Source organism: Pseudomonas sp. B26(2017), assembly GCF_002113045.1.
Lineage (GTDB): Bacteria > Pseudomonadota > Gammaproteobacteria > Pseudomonadales > Pseudomonadaceae > Aquipseudomonas.
This window is the reverse complement of the sequence record NZ_NEJJ01000025.1, coordinates 1-19,508: the sequence shown is the minus strand read 5'-3', so window position 1 is coordinate 19,508 and position 19,508 is coordinate 1. Positions and strand designations below refer to the sequence as shown.

Here is a 19,508-nt window from a genome sequence, read left to right as displayed (position 1 = left end):
TCATCCCATGTGGGAGCAAGCTTGCTCCGGGCGGCGTTCCGACGAAGACGGAATCACAGGCAACATCCCTGTTGAATGTTTAACCGCTTTCGCGAGCAAGCTCGCTCCCACAGGATCCTGTGGTGGTCGGGCTGACTGCGCTCTGACATTGCTCCGACGTAAATCTGTATTTTTCCTAGAAGAACCGCGCGCCCCCGGGTGCGCAGGTTCTCACTGCGTGAGATTGCGTTATGGATGGTATTTTCCTGCAGCAACTGGTCAACGGCCTGACCCTCGGGTCGGTCTATGGCCTGATCGCCATCGGCTACACAATGGTCTACGGCATCATCGGCATGATTAACTTCGCCCATGGCGAGGTTTACATGATTTCCGCTTACCTCGCGGCAATCAGTCTGGCTCTGCTGGCTTACTTCGGTATCGAATCCTTCCCGCTGCTGATGCTCGGCACACTGGTTTTCACCATCGTCGTCACGGGGGTGTATGGCTGGGTCATCGAACGCATCGCCTACAAACCACTGCGCAACTCGACCCGACTGGCTCCGCTGATCAGTGCCATCGGTATCTCCCTGATCCTGCAAAACTATGCCCAGATCAGCCAGGGCGCCCGCCAACAGGGTGTTCCGACGCTGCTCTCCGGCGCCTGGCGCATCGATGTCGGCTCGGGCTTCGTCCAGCTGACCTACACCAAAGTCTTCATTCTCGTCGCGGCGTTCGTCGGGATGGGGCTGCTGACCTACGTGATCAAGTACACCAAGCTCGGCCGCATGTGCCGCGCTACCCAGCAAGACCGCAAAATGGCATCGATCCTGGGGATCAACACCGACCGGGTGATTTCCTATGTGTTCATCATTGGTGCAGCGATGGCGGCCCTGGCCGGCGTGCTGATCACCATGAACTACGGCACGTTCGACTTCTACGCAGGCTTCGTCATCGGCATCAAGGCGTTTACCGCCGCGGTGCTCGGCGGGATCGGCTCGCTGCCTGGCGCCATGCTCGGCGGGATCATCCTCGGGATCTCCGAGTCGCTGTTCTCGGGCCTGGTCAACTCCGACTACAAAGACGTGTTCAGCTTCTCGCTGCTCGTACTTGTTCTGGTCTTCCGGCCCCAGGGCCTGCTGGGCCGTCCTCTTGTGTCGAAGGTGTAAGCGATGTCTTCAACCACTGCAAAATCCATTGATGTGAAAAAGAGCCTGGTTGAGGCGATTCTCGCCGGTCTGATCGCCCTGATCGTGTTCGGGCCGATTGTCGGCGTGGTACTCGACGGCTACAGCTTCAACCTCGAACCGACCCGCGTGGCGTGGATCATTGCCATCGTCATGGCCGGCCGGTTTGCCCTGAGCCTGTTCCTGCAAACCCCAAGGGGCCTGAAAATCCTCGAAGGATTCGAGAGCTCCGGTTCAGGCGTGCATGTGCTGCCCGCCGATCACAAATCCAGGCTGCGCTGGATCATCCCGCTGCTGATCGTGATCGCCGTGATCGTGCCTTTCGTTTCCAACTCGTACCTGCTGGGCGTGGTCATCCTCGGACTGATCTACGTGCTGCTGGGGCTGGGGCTGAACATCGTGGTCGGTCTCGCCGGCCTGCTCGACCTGGGTTACGTGGCGTTCTACGCCATCGGCGCCTACGGTCTGGCGCTCGGTTATCAGTACCTCGGGCTGGGCTTCTGGACGGTGCTGCCGCTGGCGGCGATCACTGCCGGACTCGCCGGTTGCATCCTCGGTTTCCCGGTGCTGCGCCTGCATGGCGACTACCTGGCGATCGTGACCCTGGGCTTCGGTGAAATCATTCGTCTGGTACTCAACAACTGGCTATCGCTGACTGGCGGCCCTAACGGCATGCCGGCGCCACTGCCGACCTTCTTCGGTCTGGAGTTCGGCAAGCGGGCGAAAGATGGCGGGGTGCCGTTCCACGAGTTTTTCGGCATCGCCTACAACCCGGACGTGAAGTATTACTTCATCTATGCGGTGCTGTTCCTGGTGGTGCTGGCCGTGCTTTACATCAAGCATCGTCTGGTGAAAATGCCGGTCGGCCGCGCCTGGGAAGCCCTGCGCGAAGACGAAATCGCCTGCCGCTCGATGGGTTTGAACCACGTGCTGGTCAAGCTCTCGGCGTTCGCCATCGGTGCATCCACGGCGGGTCTGGCGGGTGTGTTCTTCGCCACCTACCAAGGCTTCGTCAACCCGACCTCGTTCACCTTCTTCGAGTCGGCGCTGATCCTCGCCATCGTCGTGCTCGGCGGCATGGGCTCGACCATCGGTGTGGTGATCGCAGCGTTCGTGCTGACCGTCGCCCCGGAACTGCTGCGCGGCTTCGCCGAATACCGCGTGCTGCTGTTCGGGATCCTGATGGTGTTGATGATGATCTGGCGACCGCGCGGGCTGATCCGCATCAGCCGTACCGGGGTCACTCCACGCAAAGGTGCCATTCACTATGAGAGGACTGCGCCATGAGTGAAGTCGTACTCTCTGTTGAAAAACTGATGATGCATTTCGGTGGCATCAAGGCCTTGAGCGATGTCAGCCTGAAGGTCAAACGCAACTCGATCTTTGCCCTGATCGGCCCCAATGGCGCCGGCAAGACCACGGTATTCAACTGCCTGACCGGCTTCTACAAGGCCTCCGGCGGCAAGATCGAACTCAACGTGCGCGGCCGGCAGACCAACGTCATCCAGCTGCTGGGCGAATCGTTCAAGCCGACCGACTTCGTCTCACCGAAAAACTTCGCCAGTCGTCTGTACTACAAGATGTTCGGTGGCACCCATCTGGTGAACCGCGCGGGCCTGGCCCGGACGTTCCAGAACATTCGCCTGTTCAAGGAAATGTCGGTGCTGGAAAACCTGCTGGTGGCGCAGCACATGTGGGTCAACCGCAACATGCTGGCCGGCATCTTCAACACCAAAGGCTATCGCAAGGCTGAAAGCGACGCGCTGGACTGCGCGTTCTACTGGCTGGAAGTGGTGGATCTGGTGGACTGCGCCAACCGTCTGGCCGGTGAACTGTCCTACGGCCAGCAACGCCGTCTGGAAATCGCCCGGGCCATGTGCACGCGGCCGCAGATCATCTGCCTCGACGAACCGGCCGCCGGCCTCAACCCTCAGGAAACCGAAGCGCTGAGCGCGATGATCCGGCTGCTGCGCGACGAGCACGATCTGACCGTGGTGCTGATCGAACACGACATGGGCATGGTAATGAGCATTTCCGATCACATCGTGGTGCTGGACCACGGCATCGTCATCGCCGAGGGCGGTCCGGATGCCATTCGTAACGATCCGAAGGTGATCGCAGCCTACCTGGGCGCCGACGAAGAGGAAGTCGTATGACGCAACCCATCCTCGAACTCAAGGATCTGGACGTGTTCTACGGCCCGATCCAGGCCCTCAAAGGCGTTTCGCTGCAGATCAACGAAGGCGAAACCGTCAGCCTGATCGGCTCCAACGGTGCGGGGAAGTCGACACTGTTGATGTCGATCTTCGGCCAGCCTCGCGCGGCGGGCGGGCAGATCCTCTATCAAGGCGTAGACATTACCCACAAGTCATCGCACTACATCGCCTCCAACGGCATCGCGCAGTCGCCGGAAGGGCGGCGGGTGTTCCCCGACATGACCGTCGAGGAAAACCTGCTGATGGGCACCATCCCGATCGGCGACAAGTACGCCAAGGAAGACATGCAGCGCATGTTCGAGCTGTTTCCGCGGCTCGAAGAACGCCGCAATCAGCGCGCGATGACCATGTCCGGCGGCGAGCAGCAGATGCTTGCCATCGCCCGGGCGCTGATGAGCCGGCCCAAGCTGTTACTGCTGGATGAGCCGAGCCTGGGCCTGGCGCCGATCGTGGTGAAACAGATTTTCGCCACCCTGCGGGAGCTGGCGAAAACCGGCATGACCATTTTCCTCGTCGAGCAGAACGCCAACCATGCGTTGAAACTGTCCGACCGGGCCTATGTGATGGTCAACGGCGAGATCCGCCTGACGGGCACCGGCAAGGAGTTGCTGGTGAACGAGGAGGTGCGTAACGCTTACCTCGGCGGTCACTGACCGTTTGGAGTTGTCCACAAGCCCCGATGCGTGAGTGTCGGGGCTTTTTTACGTCTGCTCGTCCATTGAGCACCAGGACTTTCGGGAAATTGTGGAAAACAAAATCGCCAACCTGCCAAAGCGCGACATAAAGCCGCTGCAAATGGCTGTTTTTCCACAGTTTTGACTTGTCCCCGTTTGCTGTGGAGCTGGCTGTGAATAACGTGGGTGTAGCTGGCTGAAAGCCTTGAAAACCGTGGCTTGCAGAGGTGTGTTTGTTTTTTGAACAGTGTGTTTTTGCTGAGGGGAAGGCCCGTTTGTCAACCTTTTTATCGAGGTGAAAAACGACGCGGATCGCTGTGGTCATTCCTGTGGATAAGTCTGTGATTAAACTCTGGAAAGACTCGGCTGAGGGCCGTAATTGCTGGCCTCGCGCAATCATGGCCATGACCGGCCGGTCGTGCGAAATGCTCTTGCCGGCACAACTGATTGTGCAGGGTCAAGCAAAAAACTTTCTGAATCGCCCGCAAAGCCTTGTGTGGCGCGGCTTTGCGCTTTCCCACTTGCCCCCGGAAACTGTGGAAGGGCTTGTGGATAACGTGCGTGCACATGGCTACAGGCCACGGTGCGTCTGGCGTAGCGGCCGTTGATCAGTTAATGAGCAGGATTCGGTGGTTGCCGGTTAAAGTGGGGCCGGGCATGCTGCCCGCTGATTTCTATTCCAATGGCTGCCCCTGCGGCCGAAGCAAGGAGAACACGATGTCCAACACCCTGTTTATCACCGGCGCGACCTCCGGTTTTGGTGAAGCCTGTGCCCGTCGTTTTGCCGAGGCCGGCTGGAAACTGGTGCTGACCGGTCGTCGTGAAGAACGTCTCAACGCGCTGTGCGCCGAGCTGTCGAAGCAGACCGAAGTGCATGGGCTGGTGCTGGACGTGCGTGATCGCAAGGCGATGGAGGAGGCGATTGCCAACCTGCCGCCGTCGTTCGCCAAACTGCGCGGCCTGATCAACAACGCCGGGCTGGCGCTGGGCGTGGACCCGGCACCGAAGTGCGACCTCGACGATTGGGACACCATGGTCGACACCAACGTCAAAGGCCTGATGTACAGCACCCGTCTGCTGCTGCCACGCCTGATCGCTCACGGTCGCGGCGCCGGCATCGTCAACCTCGGCTCTATCGCTGGTAACTATCCGTACCCGGGCAGCCACGTCTACGGCGCGACCAAGGCGTTCGTCAAACAGTTCTCGCTGAACCTGCGTTGCGACTTGCAGGGCACTGGCGTGCGCGTCAGCAACATCGAGCCGGGCCTGTGCGAGAGCGAGTTCTCGCTGGTGCGTTTCGGCGGTGATCAGGCGCGTTACGACGCGACCTACGCCGGAGCCGAGCCGATCCAGCCGCAGGACATCGCCGAGACGATTTTCTGGGTACTGAATGCTCCGGCGCACATCAACATCAACAGCCTGGAACTGATGCCGGTCAGCCAGACCTGGGCGGGTTTTGCCATCGAGCGCAACAAGGCTTGAACCGGATAACGACCTGTCGCCAGCACAGCTGGCGATTTATCCGTCAGCGGAGATATTCCGCCAGACCGGCATAGCAGGTCGCCAAGTGATACGGCGTGGTCGACGGCATGTCCTTGCGGCTGACCTCGCCCTGCTCGTCGCGGCATTCATGCCAGCCACCGGCATGCAGGAAGCGCTGCTGCAACGCCTGCAATTGGCGCAGCACCGCGCTTTCACTGTCCGGGCGTAATGTCAGGGCGCGCAGGTATTCGGCCTGGGCCCAGATACGTTGGGTCGAATCTTTTGGCCGCCCGTCCATATTCAGATCAAGCATGGCCCGCACCGCGCCGGACGATTGCACCACGCCGTACTGCTCGGTGAAGGCAAAGGCCCGGTCCAGCGCGGCATGCAGTTTCGAGCCGCGAAGCAGCGGCGAGGACTCCAGCAGGAAATACCACTCGAACTGATGGCCCGGCTCATACCAGTTATCCACAGCTCCCAGCGGTTTTTCCATCAGCACACCGGCTTGCGGATCAACGAAGTGCTTGTGCATGGCTGTGCATAACTCGCTCAGCGCCTGCTTGACCTGTGCATCTTCGCGCACGGCAAGCGTGGCCAGGAACGCCTCGGCCAGGTGCATCAGCGGGTTTTGCAGCGGGCCGGTTTCCAGTGTGATCCAGTCGCGGTCGAGGCAGGCTTCGTAAAGGCCATCACCAGTGGCGAAACGCCGGCCGATGACTTCCAGCGCGGCGTTGAGCGTGGATTCCACCAACGGCTCGCGAGACTTGTCCCAATAGTGGGCGCATGCGAACAGGATGAAGGCGTGGGTGTAGAGATCCTTGCGCTGATCCAGCGGTTTGCCCTGCGGATCGACGCTGTAGAACCAGCCGCCGTGTTCGGCATCGTGGAAATGCCGCTGCAGGGAACGGAACAGCGCAGCCGCGCGGACTTCGGCGTTATCCACAACCCCGATCAGGCTGGAAAACAGATACAGCTGCCGTGCGCAGGCCATCGCTCGATAGCGCTGCGTTGGCAGCGGCTGATGCGCGGCGTCCAGCGCCTCGTAAGGCAACGCCATGTCGGCGTTCCAGCCCGGTCCTTGCCAGAGGGGCACGATCACGTCCAGAAAGTGCTGTTGCACTTCACCGAACAGGGCGGTCAATTCAGGCAGGGAGGTGGAGCGGGAAGCGTGGGGCATGGGCGGACGTCGTCACGGCAGGGGCGATTGCGCGACATGGTAGCAGAGCAACGGCGTGATGAGACGCGGTGTCTGTCAGTCCGCCTTCGTCGGATCGCCGCCCGGACCAAGCTCGCTCCCACATTGGTTTTGCAGCGTTTACAAACCTTGTGGGAGCGAGCTTGCTCGCGAAGAGGCCTGATCAGGCGATAGAAATCAGCCGGCCAGCAACCACGCGCCGGTCACCGCCGAAGCCGCTCCGGCCAGTCGAACCAGCGGCGCGGCAGCCTGAGGCAGAAACCGAACCACCGCATAACCCGCCGCATGCAGGGCAGCCGTTGCGACCACGAAACCTGCGGCATAGGCCCATGGGCTCGACATGTCCGGCAGCTCCAGGCCATGGGCCACGCCATGGAACAGCGCAAACAGCGCCGTCGCCGCTACCGCCATCACCAGCGGCGGACGCACCGCCAGTGCCACCGCCAGGCCCAACGCCAGCACCGACGCGGCAATCCCGCTTTCCAGCGCCGGCAACTCCAGCCCTTCAAATCCGAGCAGGCCGCCGATCAGCATGGTACCGACGAAGGTGCACGGCAGCGCCCAGCGCGCGGCGCCTTGTTGCTGCGCCGCCCACAGACCGACCGCCACCATCGCCAGCAAATGGTCGAGGCCGCCGATCGGGTGGCTGATGCCGGCCACCAGGCCAGAGTCGCCGTGACCGGGGTGGGCGAAGGCCAGGGCCGGTGTCAGCAGCAGTGCGACGGCGCCGAGAATGCGTTTGAGTGTCATGGATAAGCTTCCTTGTTGATCAGTGAATCAGGCTGCAGTCAGCAGGCCCTGGCGTTCGATGAAGGCGATGATGTCTTCCAGGCCCTGACCGGTTTTCTGGTTGCTGAACACGAACGGCTTGCCGTTGCGCATGCGTTGGGTGTCGCTGTTCATCATCTCCAGCGAGGCGCCGACCAGCGGCGCGAGGTCGATCTTGTTGATCACCAGCAGGTCGGATTTGCAAATGCCGGGCCCGCCCTTGCGCGGCAGCTTGTCGCCGGCCGACACGTCGATCACGTAGATGGTCAGGTCGGACAGTTCCGGGCTGAAAGTCGCGGAAAGGTTGTCGCCACCGGACTCCACCAGAATCAGGTCCAGCCCCGGAAAACGCCGGTTCAGTTGATCCACCGCTTCGAGGTTGATCGAGGCGTCTTCGCGGATCGCGGTGTGCGGGCAGCCGCCGGTTTCAACGCCGATGATCCGCTCTGGTGCCAGCGCTTCGTTGCGCACCAGGAAGTCGGCGTCTTCGCGGGTGTAGATGTCGTTGGTGACCACCGCCAGGTTGTAGCGCTCGCGCAGGGCCAGGCACAGGGCCAGGGTCAATGCGGTCTTGCCGGAACCGACCGGGCCACCGATGCCGACGCGCAGGGGTTGTGTGTTCATGTGATTCTCCAGATAAAAGGCCCTAGGAACGGAACAGGCGGCTGTACTGGCGCTCATGGGCCATGCACGCCAGGGACAGACCGAACGCGGCGCTGCCGAGGTGTTCGGGATTGATTCGGGTGGCGTCCTGCTGCGCCTGTTGCAGCAGCGGCAGCAGTTCGCTGGTCAGGCGCTGGGCGGCTTGCTGGCCCAGCGGCAGGGTTTTCATCAGCACCGCGAGCTGGTTTTCCAGCCAGCTCCACAGCCACGCGGCGAGGGCGTCTTGCGGGCTGATCTGCCAGGCGCGGGCCGCAAATGCCCAGCACAGGGCCAGGTGCGGTTCGGTGCATTGCTCAAGAAAATCGCGGGCCGGTGCGTCGAGCTCGGGCAAGCCGTGGAGCAACTGCTGCAACGAGTAGCCCATCTGCCGACTCTCCAGATGCAGTTCGCGGGTTTCGCGGCTGGCGCGGTGGCTTTCGCAGAGCCTGTGCAATTCATCCCAGCTTTCGTTTGCCGCAGCCTGGCAATGGGCGAGCAGCATGGGGGCTTCGAACCGGGCGAGATTGAGCAGTAACTGATCGCTGATCCAGCGCCGGGCGCTGTCCGGGCTGTCGACGCGACCGTTATCCACCGCCATCTCCAGGCCCTGGGAATAGCTGTAGCCGCCAATCGGCAATTGCGGACTGGCCAGGCGCAGCAGCGCCCAGGCCGGGTTCACAAACGGACGCCGAACTGATGGAGTTTCGGCGCGTAGTTGAAGTCCTCGTCACCGTGCCGCGAATGATGATGGCCGCCACCGTAGGCGCCGTGTTCCGGCTGGAACGGCGCTTCGATCGATTCCACGGCGGCACCAAGCTGTTCGAGCATCGCTTTGAGCACGTAATCGTCGAGCAGCCGCAACCAGCCGTCACCGACTTGCAGCGCAACATGGCGATTGCCCAGGTGATAGGCCGCGCGGGTCAGTTCGAAGGCGTTGGCGCAGGTGACGTGAAGCAATTGTTCGGGGCGGGCGCAGACCCGGACGATCCGGCCATCTTCGGCTTGCAGGCATTCGCCGTCGTACAGTGGTGGCTGGCCGCGCTCCAGAAACAGACCGACGTCTTCGCCTTCGGCACTGAAACAGCGCAGCCGGCTTTTGCTCCGGGCTTCGAAGCTCAGGTGCAACTCGGCGGCCCAGACGGGTTGGGGGTCGATTCTGCGATGAATCACCAGCATCGGAAAGCTTCCAGCAATGGACAATGCTCAGGCTAGAGCAAGGGGCTTGCCAATCGGACGATATGTAGGAAAACCCTGTCGGAGCGTAGCGGATGTTTCAAGATGTTGCAGAATTGTGAGGTGTTTTGGTGCATGAAGTTTTTTACATGCACCAAACAAGAGCCAGTGTGGGAGCGAGCTTGCTCGCGATGGCTTCCGCCCAGTCATATAGAGTTGACTGACACACCGCTATCGCGAGCAAGCTCGCTCCCACAGGGTATTGGGGCTGGAGAGGAATTATTCGGTACTACCAAGGCCTTGCCAGTGCTTCAACCCGATAAAGATGAAGCGCAACTGCTGGGTGATCTTCGCCTGTGGCGTCAGATGCTCGGGCAGGGCTTCGGCCGGCGGGTCGATGATGTCCGGCAGGGTGGCAAACACCGATTTGACGATCAGGTCCGCCATCACGCTCAAGCCTTCGCGATTGAGGTGCTGAAGCTTGGGCATCAAGGCCAGATCCGCCGCCAGGTCGGAGCTGATGTCCTCGCGCAAACGGCCAATGGCCTGACGCACCGGCAACGATCCGCCGTACTGCTCACGGGCCAGAAACAGGAACTGCGAACGGTTGGCGCTGACCACGTCGAGGAAGATCCGCACCGACGCATCGATGATCCCGCCCATGACGAATTCGTTGTGGCGCACCAGGCGGATGGTTTCGCGGAAGGTCTGGCCGACTTCGCTGACCAGTACCAGGCCGAGTTCGTCCATGTCGGCGAAATGCCGGTAGAAACCGGTGGGCACGATGCCGGCGGTTTTCGTCACTTCACGCAGGCTCAGGCTGCCGAATCCTCGGCCGCTTTCCATCAAGTGGCGGGCAGCGTCCATCAGGGCGTGGCGGGTCTGTTGTTTCTGTTCGGCGCGGGGCAGCATCGCAAGGGTGTGTTCTTAGGCAAGACAAGCGCCGCACTCTAGCAAATCGGCTTTGTCGGCGTCGAACGGCAGCGGGGGAGAGGGAACAGGGAAATTTCGGCTTCTTTAATACCGGCTGATGAAAAGTCAAAAGCCCAATCCGGGGATTGGGCTTTTTTTCCAGGCCGCCATGGGCTTAGCTCAAAGCGCTGTTGCGTTCGATCACGCGGTCACCACCACCTTCGGCCAAGGTTTGACCTTGTGGGGTTTTGTCGTAGCCATCGGCAGCGAGGGTCTGACCTTGTGGGGTACGGTCGCCACCGTCAGAAGCCAGAGTCTGGCCTTGTGGGGTACGGTCGCTACCGTCAGATGCCAGGATTTGCCCTTGTGGAGTGCGATCCGAGCCGTCTTGTACCAGACCTTTCTCTTCCAGGCGATCACGGCCGCCTTCAGCTACGAATTGACCTTGAGGGGTTTTGTCATAGCCATCTTGAACCAGGCCTTTTTCTTCCAGGCGGTTACGACCGTTTTCAGCCAGGGTCTGGCCTTGTGGAGTGCGGTCCGAACCATCAGCGGCAACAGTCTGGCTGAACACCGAGTGGCTGGTTTTGACTTGCGGAGTCGCTTGATCGGCAGCTGGCAGAGCGAAAGCGGTGCTGGCCAGCATCGAGAGGGTAAGACTGAACAGAAGTTGGCGTTTCATGATGGGTTGCTCCTTGGGAGGGCGATAAAGTGGGTACGAGGGCAATGCTACTCTCGATAAGTCGATATAAAAGTTCATAAACACAATGGTAATAATCAACAGAATTGATTGTTCGCTTGGGAGGCTCTAGCTCGGGCGTTTCAGGCGGGCGGTTTTGCACTGCGGTGGGTATTTTCCACCCACTTGCGCCCCGCAAATGTGCGGGGCCGGTAACGCCCATTCGACCGATCGGTCAGAATGGCGACCGTTTTTTGCCCTCGATGGGGCTTTGGATTAAACCTGCGGGCTGTTTGTCAGTCACAGATTTCATGAGGGCCATCATGGCCCGTCGTTTCAGCTGCGTCGTGCCAATGGATGCAGTCGTCTTCAGGAGCTTTGTGCAATGACGCGCGCGCGTAAAATCTTCGCCTGGACCTTCACCACCCTCGTGCTGCTTCTGGCGGTGCTGGTGCTGATCATCGTGTTCTTCGACTGGAACCGGATCAAACCGCCGCTCAACGCCAAAGTTTCGGAAGAACTGCATCGACCGTTTGCCATCAACGGCAATCTGTCGGTGGTCTGGCGGCGCGAACTCGACGAGGGCGGCTGGCGCGCCTGGGTGCCGTGGCCGCATGTGGTGGCCGAAGACCTGACTCTGGGCAATCCCGACTGGTCGAAGCAGCCGCAGATGGTCACCCTGAAAAGGGTTGAATTGCGCATTTCGCCGCTGGCCTTGCTGGCACAACGGGTGACGATCCCGCGCATCGACTTGACCGAACCGAACGCGCAATTGCAGCGCCTTGCCGATGGTCGCGCCAACTGGACCTTCAACTTCGATCCCAAGGATCCTAATGCCGAACCCTCGAACTGGGTGGTCGACATCGGTGCCATCGGTTTCGACAAGGGCCATGTCACCTTGGATGACCAGACCCTCAAGACCAACCTCGATCTGTTGATCGATCCGCTGGGCAAGCCGATTCCGTTCAGCGACATCGTCGGCGACAAAGCGGCGAAAACTGCACAGGACAAGGGCGGCGCGCCGCAGGATTACGCCTTCGGCCTGAAAGTCACCGGCCAGTACCACGGCCAGAAACTCGCCGGCCAGGGCAAGATCGGCGGCCTGCTGGCCCTGCAGGATGCGAGCAAACCGTTCCCGTTGCAGGCCCAGGCGAAAATCGGCGATACCAGCATCGAACTCGCCGGTACCCTGACCGATCCGCTCAATCTCGGCGCCCTCGATCTGCGCCTGAAACTGGCAGGCGCCAGCCTCGGCAACCTGTATCCGCTGACCGGCGTAACACTGCCGGACACCCCGCCGTACGCCACCGACGGTCATTTGATCGCCAAACTGCACGAGCCGGGCGGTGCGCAATTTCGCTATGAACAGTTCAACGGCAAGATCGGCAGCAGCGACATCCATGGTGATCTGGCCTACGTCGCCAGTCAGCCACGGCCCAAGCTGAGTGGTGCGCTGCTGTCCAATCAACTGCTGTTTGTCGACCTCGCGCCGCTGATCGGGGCCGACTCCAATGCCAAGCAGAAGGCCCGTGGCGGCGAGAGCAAACAGCCGGCGGACAAGGTGCTGCCGGTGGAAGAGTTCAAGACCGAACGCTGGCGCGACATGGACGCCGACGTCGAATTCACCGGCAAGCGCATTGTCCACAGCGAAGAACTGCCGTTCACCGACCTTTATACCCACCTCAAACTCAACGACGGCGAACTGAGCCTGGAGCCGCTGCGGTTCGGCGTGGCCGGCGGCAATCTCGACGCGCAGATTCGCCTCAACGGTCGCACCGAGCCGTTGGAGGGCCGGGCCAAACTGACCGCGCGCAAGTTCAAGCTCAAGCAGCTGTTCCCGACCTTTGAACCGATGAAGACCAGTTTCGGCGAGCTCAACGGCGATGCCGATATCACCGGTCGCGGCAACTCGGTGGCCAAATTGCTGGGCGGCGCAAACGGCCACCTGAAGATGCTGATCAACGACGGCGCGATCAGTCGCGAGTTGATGGAACTGGCAGGTCTCAACGTCGGCAACTACGTGGTCGGCAAGATCTTTGGCGACAAGGAAGTGAAGATCAACTGCGCGGCGGCGGACTTCGATATCAAGACCGGCCTGGCGAGCACGCGGCTGTTTGTGTTCGATACCGAGAACGCGATCATCTACATCGACGGCACGGCGAACATGGCGACCGAGCAACTGGATCTGACCGTGACCCCGGAATCCAAGGGCTGGCGCCTGATTTCCCTGCGTTCGCCGCTCTATGTACGCGGCAAGTTCATCAAGCCGGATGCCGGGGTCAAAGCCGTGCCGCTGATGTTGCGCGGAGCAGGGATGGTGGCGCTGGGTGTGATCGCTGCGCCGGCGGCGGGGCTGCTGGCGCTGGTGGCGCCGAGCGGTGGCGAGCCTAACCAGTGCGCGCCGTTGCTGGAGCAGATGAAGGCGGGCAAGGCGCCAGCAACTGTCAAACCCACCAAGTAATTGCTGCAACTCAGATCGTTCCCACGCTCTGGAATGCATCCCGGGACGCTCCGCGTCCCAACAGCGGATGCAGAGCGTCCATGGCGGCATTCCCACGCAGAGCGTGGGAACGATCGGTCGGTGGGGTTAGCGGGGATTAGAGGTCTTTCAGAATATCCGCCATGTCATCCGCATGCTCTTCTTCCTGAGCCAGGATGTCTTCGAAGATCCGGCGCGTGGTCGGATCCTTTTCACCGATGTACTGGATGATCTCGCGATAGCTGTCGATGGCGATCCGCTCGGCCACCAAGTCTTCGTAAACCATTTCCTTCAAGGTGTTGCCGGCCACGTATTGCGCGTGGGACATCTTCGACAGCAGGTCAGGGTTGAACTCAGGCTCACCGCCCAGTTGCACGATGCGCTCGGCGAGACGGTCGGCATGTTCGGCTTCCTGAGTGGCGTGCTCAAGGAATTCGTCGGCGGCGACGTTGGCTTTCAGGCCGTTGGCCATGAAGTAGTGGCGCTTGTAGCGCAGGACGCAGACCAGTTCAGTGGCCAGCGATTCGTTGAGCAGGCGCAGCACTTCTTCACGGTTGGCGCTGTAGCTTTCGGTCACCGCGCCATTTTCCACATGCTGGCGTGCGCGCTCGCGCAGGGTTTGAACATCAGACAAATGCAGGTCACTCATTTCAGTCTCCTGGAGGCTAATCCAATTGGCGTCACGTTCTGCTGACGTGATCGTTACCTGGTTGTGAGTGATAAACACCGCAAAAAGTTTTGTCGGATTCAGCGCGGGACATGCCCGGACAGCTGTGCTTCTTCGCGCAGCCAGGCAAAAAACGCTTTCACCGGTGGATGCCGCTCACGGCCCGGTACACAGAGGGCGCTGTAACCGGCACCGTCGACCTGCACTTCACCCTTGTACGGCACCAGCAAACCATTGGCGACGCTCTCCGACACCAGAATGTTGCTCGCCAGCACCAGCCCTTGCCCGGCGATGGCCGCTTGCAGGGCGTAATGCTCTTCGTCGTATTCGCGGACGGCCGGGTGCTGATTCAACCAGTTCTCGCCTGATTGTGTGCACCACGCTTCCCAGCCGTGGGCATAGAGCTTCGAGTTGTGCCAGCGCACGCTGATCAGCGCCGGGGTGCGACGGGCGGCCAGTGCCACCTGTTCCGGCGAGCCGTACACGCCGAACGATTCATCGAAGAGGCACAACCCGTAGAGGTTCGGGTAGTCGTCGAGGCTGTAGCGCAGCACCAGATCGACGCTGGCGTCCTGATGCAGGTCGATGACTTCGCAGTGGGTGTCCAGTCGCACATTGATGTTCGGGTGCTTGGCATAAAACCGCCCCAGTCGCGGCACCAGCCACAGCGCAGCGAACGCGGCGGTGGTCGACAGCGTCAGGTTGCTGCCGCTGCGTTGCGGACGCAGCGTGTCGACGCTTTGCGCCACTTCCAGAAACGCGCCGTGCAGGCTGCGAAACAGCCGCTCGCCACCCTCGGTCAGGCGCACCTGGCGCGGCAGGCGTTCGAACAGCGCCACGCCGAGCCAGTCCTCCAGCGAGCGGATTTGATGGGAAATCGCCGTCGGCGTCACCGCCAGTTCTTCGGCGGCCGCCTTGAAGCTCAACAGGCGTGAGGCGGATTCGAACGCGCGCAGGGCGGTCAGGGGCAAGGCAGCGAACATGAACGCTCCATGGATGAAATAAATTCATCCCGACTGATTTTTGCTCATTTGAGCCGATGACATGAGCGCTGCAATCTGGCGCCACACAGTCACTCAAGTCTAGCCCCGAGGAGATTCAGATGAGCAAGATTCTTGCGATCCATGCCAGCCCACGCGGTGAGCGTTCCCATTCGCGGCGCCTGGCGGAAAGTTTTCTCAGCGCCTGGCAAGTCCGTCATCCACAGGCTCAGGTCACCCGCCGTGAAGTCGGGCGGGCGCTGATTCCGGCCGTGAATGAAGCGTTTGTCGCGGCGGCGTTTTATCCGGAGCCCGAAGCACGGCCGCTGACGATGCAGGCCGATCTGGCCCTCAGCGATCAACTGGTGGGCGAGTTGTTCGATCATGATCTGCTGTTGATTTCCACGCCGATGTACAACTTCAACGTGCCCAGCGGCCTCAAGGCCTGGGTCGATCAGATCGTGCGTCTGGGCCTGACGTTCGACCATACGCTGGACAACGGCATCGCCCAGTACACGCCGCTGTTGCACGGCAAGAAGGCGCTGATCGTTACCAGTCGCGGTGGTTTCGGATTCGGCCCGGGCGGGGAGCTGGAGGCGCTGAATCACGCCGATCCATGGTTGCGCACGGCGCTGGGTTTCATCGGCATCAACGACGTCACGGTGGTCGCCGCCGAGGGCGAGGAATCCGCCGAGCGCACCTTCGCGGTGTCGGTGGCCGAGGCCGAGCAGCGCTTGCTCGACCTGGCCCGGGAGTTCTAGGTGGCCTGGCTGTTTCTGCTGATCGCGGCGGGGTTCGAGGTCACCTTCGCCATGGGCATGAAGTACGCCGAAGGTTTCACCCGGCTGTGGCCGTCGCTGATCACTGTGGTTGCGGCGGTGGGCGGGGTGTACTTCCTGACCCTGGCGATGCGCGAGTTGCCGGTGAGCATCGCTTATCCGGTCTGGACCGCCATCGGTTCGCTCGGCACGGTGTTTCTCGGTTTTGCCCTGCTGGGTGAGAGCCTGACGCTGGTGAAGTTGCTGTCGGTGGGGCTGATTGTGGCGGGGGTAGTGGGGCTGAAGTAGGCTGGTCGTGGAGTTGTCATCATCGAGGAGGATGCTTGGCGGGCGTTTTGCACGCCCTGCATCCACTTACCGACCACAAGGATGTTTGCCCATGTCGCAAGATTCGGCCACGCGTTATCCCCTGGTGCTGGTGCCGGGAATGCTCGGTTTTATCCGTCTGGTGCTGTACCCGTACTGGTACGGGATCATCAAGGCGTTGCGCCGGGGTGGTGCGACGGTGATTGCGGTGCAGGTGTCGCCGCTCAATTCCACCGAAGTGCGCGGCGAGCAGTTGCTGACGCGCATCGATGAAATTCTCCGTGAGACCGGCGCGGCCAAGGTCAATCTGTTCGGCCATAGCCAGGGCTCGCTGACGGCGCGTTATGCGGCGGCCAAACGTCCGGATCTGGTGGCTTCAGTCACGTCGGTGGCCGGGCCCAATCACGGTTCGGAACTGGCCGACTATCTGGCGAAGCATTACCCGGCGGACAGCGCCAAGGGCCGAGTCCTTGAGGCGCTGTTGCGTTTTGTCGGCTGGCTGATGGCGCTGCTGGAAACCGGCTACCACGGGCCGAAACTGCCGGTGGATATCCACGCCTCGCACCATTCCCTGACCACCGAAGGCGTGGCGCTGTTCAACCAGCGTTATCCACAGGGCCTGCCGCAAACCTGGGGTGGGCACGGGGCGGAAGAGGTCAACGGTGTGCGTTATTACTCGTGGTCCGGCACGTTGCAGCCGGGCAAGACCGATCGCGGCGGCAACCTGTTTGACGGCACCAACCGCAGTTGCCGGTTGTTCGCCAAAACCTTCGTGCGCGAACCGGGGCAGTGCGACGGTATGGTCGGACGCTACAGCTCGCACCTGGGCACGGTCATCGGCGATGACTACCCGATGGATCACTTCGACATCGTCAACCAGTCACTGGGTCTGGTCGGCAAAGGCGCGGACCCGGTGCGGCTGTTTGTCGAGCATGCCGCGCGGTTGAAAGCCGCCGGGGTTTAACCGTTAAACCGAGTTATCGTTCTTCGCGAGCAAGCTCGCTCCCACATTTGGAATGCGTTCCCCTGTGGGAGCGAGCTTGCTCGCGAAGAGGCCGGATCAGGCGACGCTGAGTTTGCGGCCGAGGACAGTGGTCCAGCGCTCGGAAAGAACCACACCCCCCAGCGTCAGCAAGCCACCGACCAGGTGATACATCGCCAGCTGTTCCTTCAGCACCACCGCTGCAATCAGTGCGGTGATCAGCGGCAGCAGGTTGAAGAACAGCGTGGTCCGGCTCGGCCCCAGGCGCTGCACGGCCTGCATCCACGCCAGCGGCGCGAGCATAGAGGCCAGCAGGCACGCGTAGAGCACCAGTGGAATGTTCTGCAGGGTCAGGCCGGTCTTCGGTGAAACGGCATACAGCGGAAACAGCACCACCACCGCCACCAGCACCTGCAAATACAGCAACACCAGTGGCGGCAGGCGCAGCTGCCATTTTTTCAGCAGGGTGCTGTAGATCGCGTAGGCGAGGGTGGCGATCAGCATCATCGCGTCACCCAGGTTAACGCCATGTTGCAGCAGTGCGCCGAGGCTGCCGGACGACACCACCACCAGCACGCCGGCGAATGACAGCACCGCACCGACCAATGCGCCGGCGGTCAGGCGCTGGCCGAGGCTGATGATCGCCATGGCCAGCGACATCAACGGCATCAGTGACAGGATGATGCCCATATTGGTGGCGCTGGTCAGGGTCGCGGCGAAGTAGGCCAGGCTCTGGTAGACCGCCATGCCGAGCACGCCGAGGATGAAGATCCTGCCCAGATTCGGGCGGATCTGCGGCCAGTGCGCGATCACCTTTTTCAGCATGAACGGCGTGAACAGCAGGCCGGCGAGCAACCAGCGGTAGAAGCCGATCTCGGCGGGGAAAATTGCACCGACTGCGAGCTTGTTGATCACGGTGTTGCCGGCCCAGATGAAAATCGCCAGCAGGGGAAACGCGTATTGCATGGGAAGAGAAACCAGTACGTTGATGAACGCTGATTATCCTCTGTCTGGATACAGGCCTATACTGCGAACCGGACAACCCGCCCCTGATTCCGGACAGCATGAACAGTAAGCACATCGACCTGCTGGATTTCAGCGAACTGCCGTCGGCGGTGTATTTCCGCTACGCCGACTTCAACGCTCATGAATACGCCGCGCCGCACCGCCATCCGTGGGGCACGCTGGAGTACGCGGCCCACGGTGTGCTGCACATGGATGTCGACGGCAGCCGCTTCATGTCGCCGCCACAATACGCAGTGTGGGTGCCGCCGCAGGTCGAGCACAGTTTCTACAGCCATCAGCCGGTCAACTATCGGGCGGTGTGTCTGGCGCCGGGGGTGTGTTCCGACTTGCCGGCGCAGGCCTGCACCCTGGCAATCAGCGACATCCTCAAGGCGATCCTCAAGGACTTCGCCGCCCGTGATGTGAAGATTCCCGCGTTCGAGGCCGACCAGCGACTGGCTCAGGTACTGGTGGATCAGCTGCGTCAGGCGCCGGTTCACCAATGCTATTTGCCTTACGCCAGCAGCCCCGGCTTGCTGACCATCCTCGAAACCCTGCAGGCCGAGCCCGGCAACAACCAGCCGCTGGCGCACTGGGCGGCGCAGGTGCATGTCAGCGAACGCACCCTGGCCCGGCAATTTGTGCGGGAGTTGGGAATGAGTTTCGGCGAATGGCGCCAGCGGCTGCGTTATCTGGCGGCAATCGAGGCGCTGGAGTCGGCGCGCAGCGTGCAGGAAATCGCCTTCGATCTCGGTTACAGCAGCGGCTCGGCCTTCATCGCCATGTTCGCCCGGCAGGCCGGATGTACCCCGGAGCAATACCGGCGCAGTCACCTGGAGAGCAGGAAGGTGTAACAAGCTTTGACTACACTCAGCCGGAGGCCGTATCCATCGATGCGGCGACAAGGAGAAAACTCCATGAAGATGCTGCGTGTCCCTTTGTTGATGATCGGTCTGCTGCTGTGCTCCCAGGGTTTCGCCGCCACGGCGCAACAGAACAAAATGACCACCTGCAACGCCGACGCCACGGCCAAGAGCCTCAAGGGCGACGAGCGCAAAGCCTTCATGAGCAATTGCCTCAAGGCCGCCCCGGCCGCCAATGACGCCAAGACCCTGACCCCGCAGCAGGAAAAGATGAAGACCTGCAATGCCGACGCCAAGACCAAGGCCCTGACCGGCGACGCGCGCAAGGCGTTCATGAGTGATTGCCTGAAGAAAAAATAAGCGCCGGAACTTTGTGGTGAGTGTGCTGGCCCTTTCGCGAGCAAGCTCGCTCCCACACCGGATTCGTGAGCAACGCAGTACAACTGTGGGAGATTCTATGGTTTAGGGGAAACCCTCAACTTGCTTTCGGCTGGTATTCGCTCTGCCCCTTTAGTAGTGCGAATACGACCCGAGCAAGTTTAC

At 61.3% G+C, this 19,508-nt stretch carries 21 protein-coding genes; 11 read left to right on the top strand and 10 right to left on the bottom strand.

Translation table 11 applies throughout. The features are described from left to right. Positions 1 to 230 precede the first annotated feature (230 nt). The 5 genes from CAF79_RS28085 (at position 231) to CAF79_RS28060 (ending at position 5,535) form a co-directional block, all read left to right on the top strand. Positions 231 to 1,145, top strand: coding sequence for a branched-chain amino acid ABC transporter permease LivH (locus tag CAF79_RS28085; protein ID WP_085701289.1), 915 nt, complete (start codon positions 231 to 233; stop codon positions 1,143 to 1,145). Between the two features lie 3 nt (positions 1,146 to 1,148). Continuing rightward, positions 1,149 to 2,450 (top strand): high-affinity branched-chain amino acid ABC transporter permease LivM, encoded by a 1,302-nt coding sequence (livM, locus tag CAF79_RS28080; protein ID WP_085701288.1) that lies wholly within the window; start codon positions 1,149 to 1,151, stop codon positions 2,448 to 2,450. After that, the gene (locus CAF79_RS28075) at positions 2,447 to 3,319 is read left to right on the top strand and encodes an ATP-binding cassette domain-containing protein (RefSeq protein ID WP_085701287.1); all 873 of its coding nucleotides are present in this window, start codon (positions 2,447 to 2,449) and stop codon (positions 3,317 to 3,319) included. Before livM ends, CAF79_RS28075 begins: the two co-directional genes overlap by 4 nt. Then, on the top strand, positions 3,316 to 4,032 hold the full coding sequence (locus CAF79_RS28070) for an ABC transporter ATP-binding protein (protein ID WP_064388664.1): 717 nt from the start codon (positions 3,316 to 3,318) through the stop codon (positions 4,030 to 4,032). Before CAF79_RS28075 ends, CAF79_RS28070 begins: the two co-directional genes overlap by 4 nt. 738 nt (positions 4,033 to 4,770) lie before the next feature. Continuing rightward, positions 4,771 to 5,535, top strand: coding sequence for an SDR family oxidoreductase (locus CAF79_RS28060; RefSeq protein ID WP_085701286.1), 765 nt, complete (start codon positions 4,771 to 4,773; stop codon positions 5,533 to 5,535). A 43-nt stretch (positions 5,536 to 5,578) separates the two neighbouring features. Here the strand turns inward: CAF79_RS28060 and CAF79_RS28055 are convergent, their stop codons facing one another. From CAF79_RS28055 to CAF79_RS28025, 7 genes are all read right to left on the bottom strand, one after another. Next, positions 5,579 to 6,712 carry an AGE family epimerase/isomerase gene (locus tag CAF79_RS28055; RefSeq protein ID WP_085701285.1) on the bottom strand — a complete coding sequence of 378 codons (1,134 nt, stop codon included), beginning with the start codon at positions 6,710 to 6,712 and terminating at the stop codon, positions 5,579 to 5,581. A 195-nt stretch (positions 6,713 to 6,907) separates the two neighbouring features. Further along, positions 6,908 to 7,480, bottom strand: a complete 573-nt coding sequence (locus CAF79_RS28050) for a HupE/UreJ family protein (RefSeq protein WP_064379124.1) — start codon at positions 7,478 to 7,480, stop codon at positions 6,908 to 6,910. A 27-nt stretch (positions 7,481 to 7,507) separates the two neighbouring features. Further along, the gene (gene ureG, locus CAF79_RS28045; RefSeq protein WP_007950645.1) at positions 7,508 to 8,122 is read right to left on the bottom strand and encodes an urease accessory protein UreG; all 615 of its coding nucleotides are present in this window, start codon (positions 8,120 to 8,122) and stop codon (positions 7,508 to 7,510) included. 22 nt (positions 8,123 to 8,144) lie between these two features. Next, a complete protein-coding gene (locus CAF79_RS28040; protein WP_085701284.1) occupies positions 8,145 to 8,819 on the bottom strand; it encodes an urease accessory protein UreF in 675 nt (224 codons plus the stop codon). Continuing rightward, positions 8,816 to 9,316: an urease accessory protein UreE gene (gene ureE / locus CAF79_RS28035; RefSeq protein ID WP_085701283.1), complete on the bottom strand. Its 501-nt coding sequence runs from the start codon at positions 9,314 to 9,316 to the stop codon at positions 8,816 to 8,818. Before ureE ends, CAF79_RS28040 begins: the two co-directional genes overlap by 4 nt. Positions 9,317 to 9,592: 276 nt before the next feature. Then, positions 9,593 to 10,225 carry a TetR family transcriptional regulator gene (locus tag CAF79_RS28030; protein ID WP_085701282.1) on the bottom strand — a complete coding sequence of 211 codons (633 nt, stop codon included), beginning with the start codon at positions 10,223 to 10,225 and terminating at the stop codon, positions 9,593 to 9,595. Between the two features lie 175 nt (positions 10,226 to 10,400). After that, positions 10,401 to 10,907 (bottom strand): hypothetical protein, encoded by a 507-nt coding sequence (locus tag CAF79_RS28025; RefSeq protein WP_085701281.1) that lies wholly within the window; start codon positions 10,905 to 10,907, stop codon positions 10,401 to 10,403. Positions 10,908 to 11,289: 382 nt separating this feature from the next. Here CAF79_RS28025 and CAF79_RS28020 point away from each other — a divergent pair, with 382 nt between their 5' ends. After that, on the top strand, positions 11,290 to 13,365 hold the full coding sequence (locus CAF79_RS28020; protein WP_085701280.1) for an AsmA family protein: 2,076 nt from the start codon (positions 11,290 to 11,292) through the stop codon (positions 13,363 to 13,365). Between the two features lie 136 nt (positions 13,366 to 13,501). Here CAF79_RS28020 and CAF79_RS28015 read toward each other — a convergent pair whose 3' ends face one another. Both CAF79_RS28015 and CAF79_RS28010 read right to left on the bottom strand, forming a co-directional pair. Next, positions 13,502 to 14,032: a bacterioferritin gene (locus CAF79_RS28015; protein ID WP_064379129.1), complete on the bottom strand. Its 531-nt coding sequence runs from the start codon at positions 14,030 to 14,032 to the stop codon at positions 13,502 to 13,504. A 98-nt stretch (positions 14,033 to 14,130) separates the two neighbouring features. Beyond that, positions 14,131 to 15,033 carry a LysR substrate-binding domain-containing protein gene (locus CAF79_RS28010; RefSeq protein ID WP_085701279.1) on the bottom strand — a complete coding sequence of 301 codons (903 nt, stop codon included), beginning with the start codon at positions 15,031 to 15,033 and terminating at the stop codon, positions 14,131 to 14,133. Between the two features lie 119 nt (positions 15,034 to 15,152). Here CAF79_RS28010 and CAF79_RS28005 point away from each other — a divergent pair, with 119 nt between their 5' ends. The 3 genes from CAF79_RS28005 (at position 15,153) to CAF79_RS27995 (ending at position 17,079) form a co-directional block, all read left to right on the top strand. Further along, the gene (locus tag CAF79_RS28005) at positions 15,153 to 15,791 is read left to right on the top strand and encodes an FMN-dependent NADH-azoreductase (protein ID WP_085609212.1); all 639 of its coding nucleotides are present in this window, start codon (positions 15,153 to 15,155) and stop codon (positions 15,789 to 15,791) included. Then, the gene (locus tag CAF79_RS28000) at positions 15,792 to 16,097 is read left to right on the top strand and encodes a multidrug efflux SMR transporter (protein ID WP_085701278.1); all 306 of its coding nucleotides are present in this window, start codon (positions 15,792 to 15,794) and stop codon (positions 16,095 to 16,097) included. Positions 16,098 to 16,188: 91 nt separating this feature from the next. Next, positions 16,189 to 17,079: a triacylglycerol lipase gene (locus tag CAF79_RS27995; protein ID WP_085701277.1), complete on the top strand. Its 891-nt coding sequence runs from the start codon at positions 16,189 to 16,191 to the stop codon at positions 17,077 to 17,079. Positions 17,080 to 17,175: 96 nt separating this feature from the next. Here the strand turns inward: CAF79_RS27995 and CAF79_RS27990 are convergent, their stop codons facing one another. Then, positions 17,176 to 18,063 (bottom strand): DMT family transporter, encoded by an 888-nt coding sequence (locus CAF79_RS27990; protein ID WP_085701276.1) that lies wholly within the window; start codon positions 18,061 to 18,063, stop codon positions 17,176 to 17,178. 98 nt (positions 18,064 to 18,161) lie between these two features. On the opposite strand from CAF79_RS27990, the gene CAF79_RS27985 reads away from it, so the two are divergent. Both CAF79_RS27985 and CAF79_RS27980 read left to right on the top strand, forming a co-directional pair. Continuing rightward, positions 18,162 to 18,956: a helix-turn-helix transcriptional regulator gene (locus tag CAF79_RS27985; RefSeq protein ID WP_085701275.1), complete on the top strand. Its 795-nt coding sequence runs from the start codon at positions 18,162 to 18,164 to the stop codon at positions 18,954 to 18,956. Positions 18,957 to 19,019: 63 nt separating this feature from the next. Next, positions 19,020 to 19,325, top strand: coding sequence for a PsiF family protein (locus CAF79_RS27980; RefSeq protein ID WP_085701274.1), 306 nt, complete (start codon positions 19,020 to 19,022; stop codon positions 19,323 to 19,325). Positions 19,326 to 19,508: the final 183 nt, after the last annotated feature.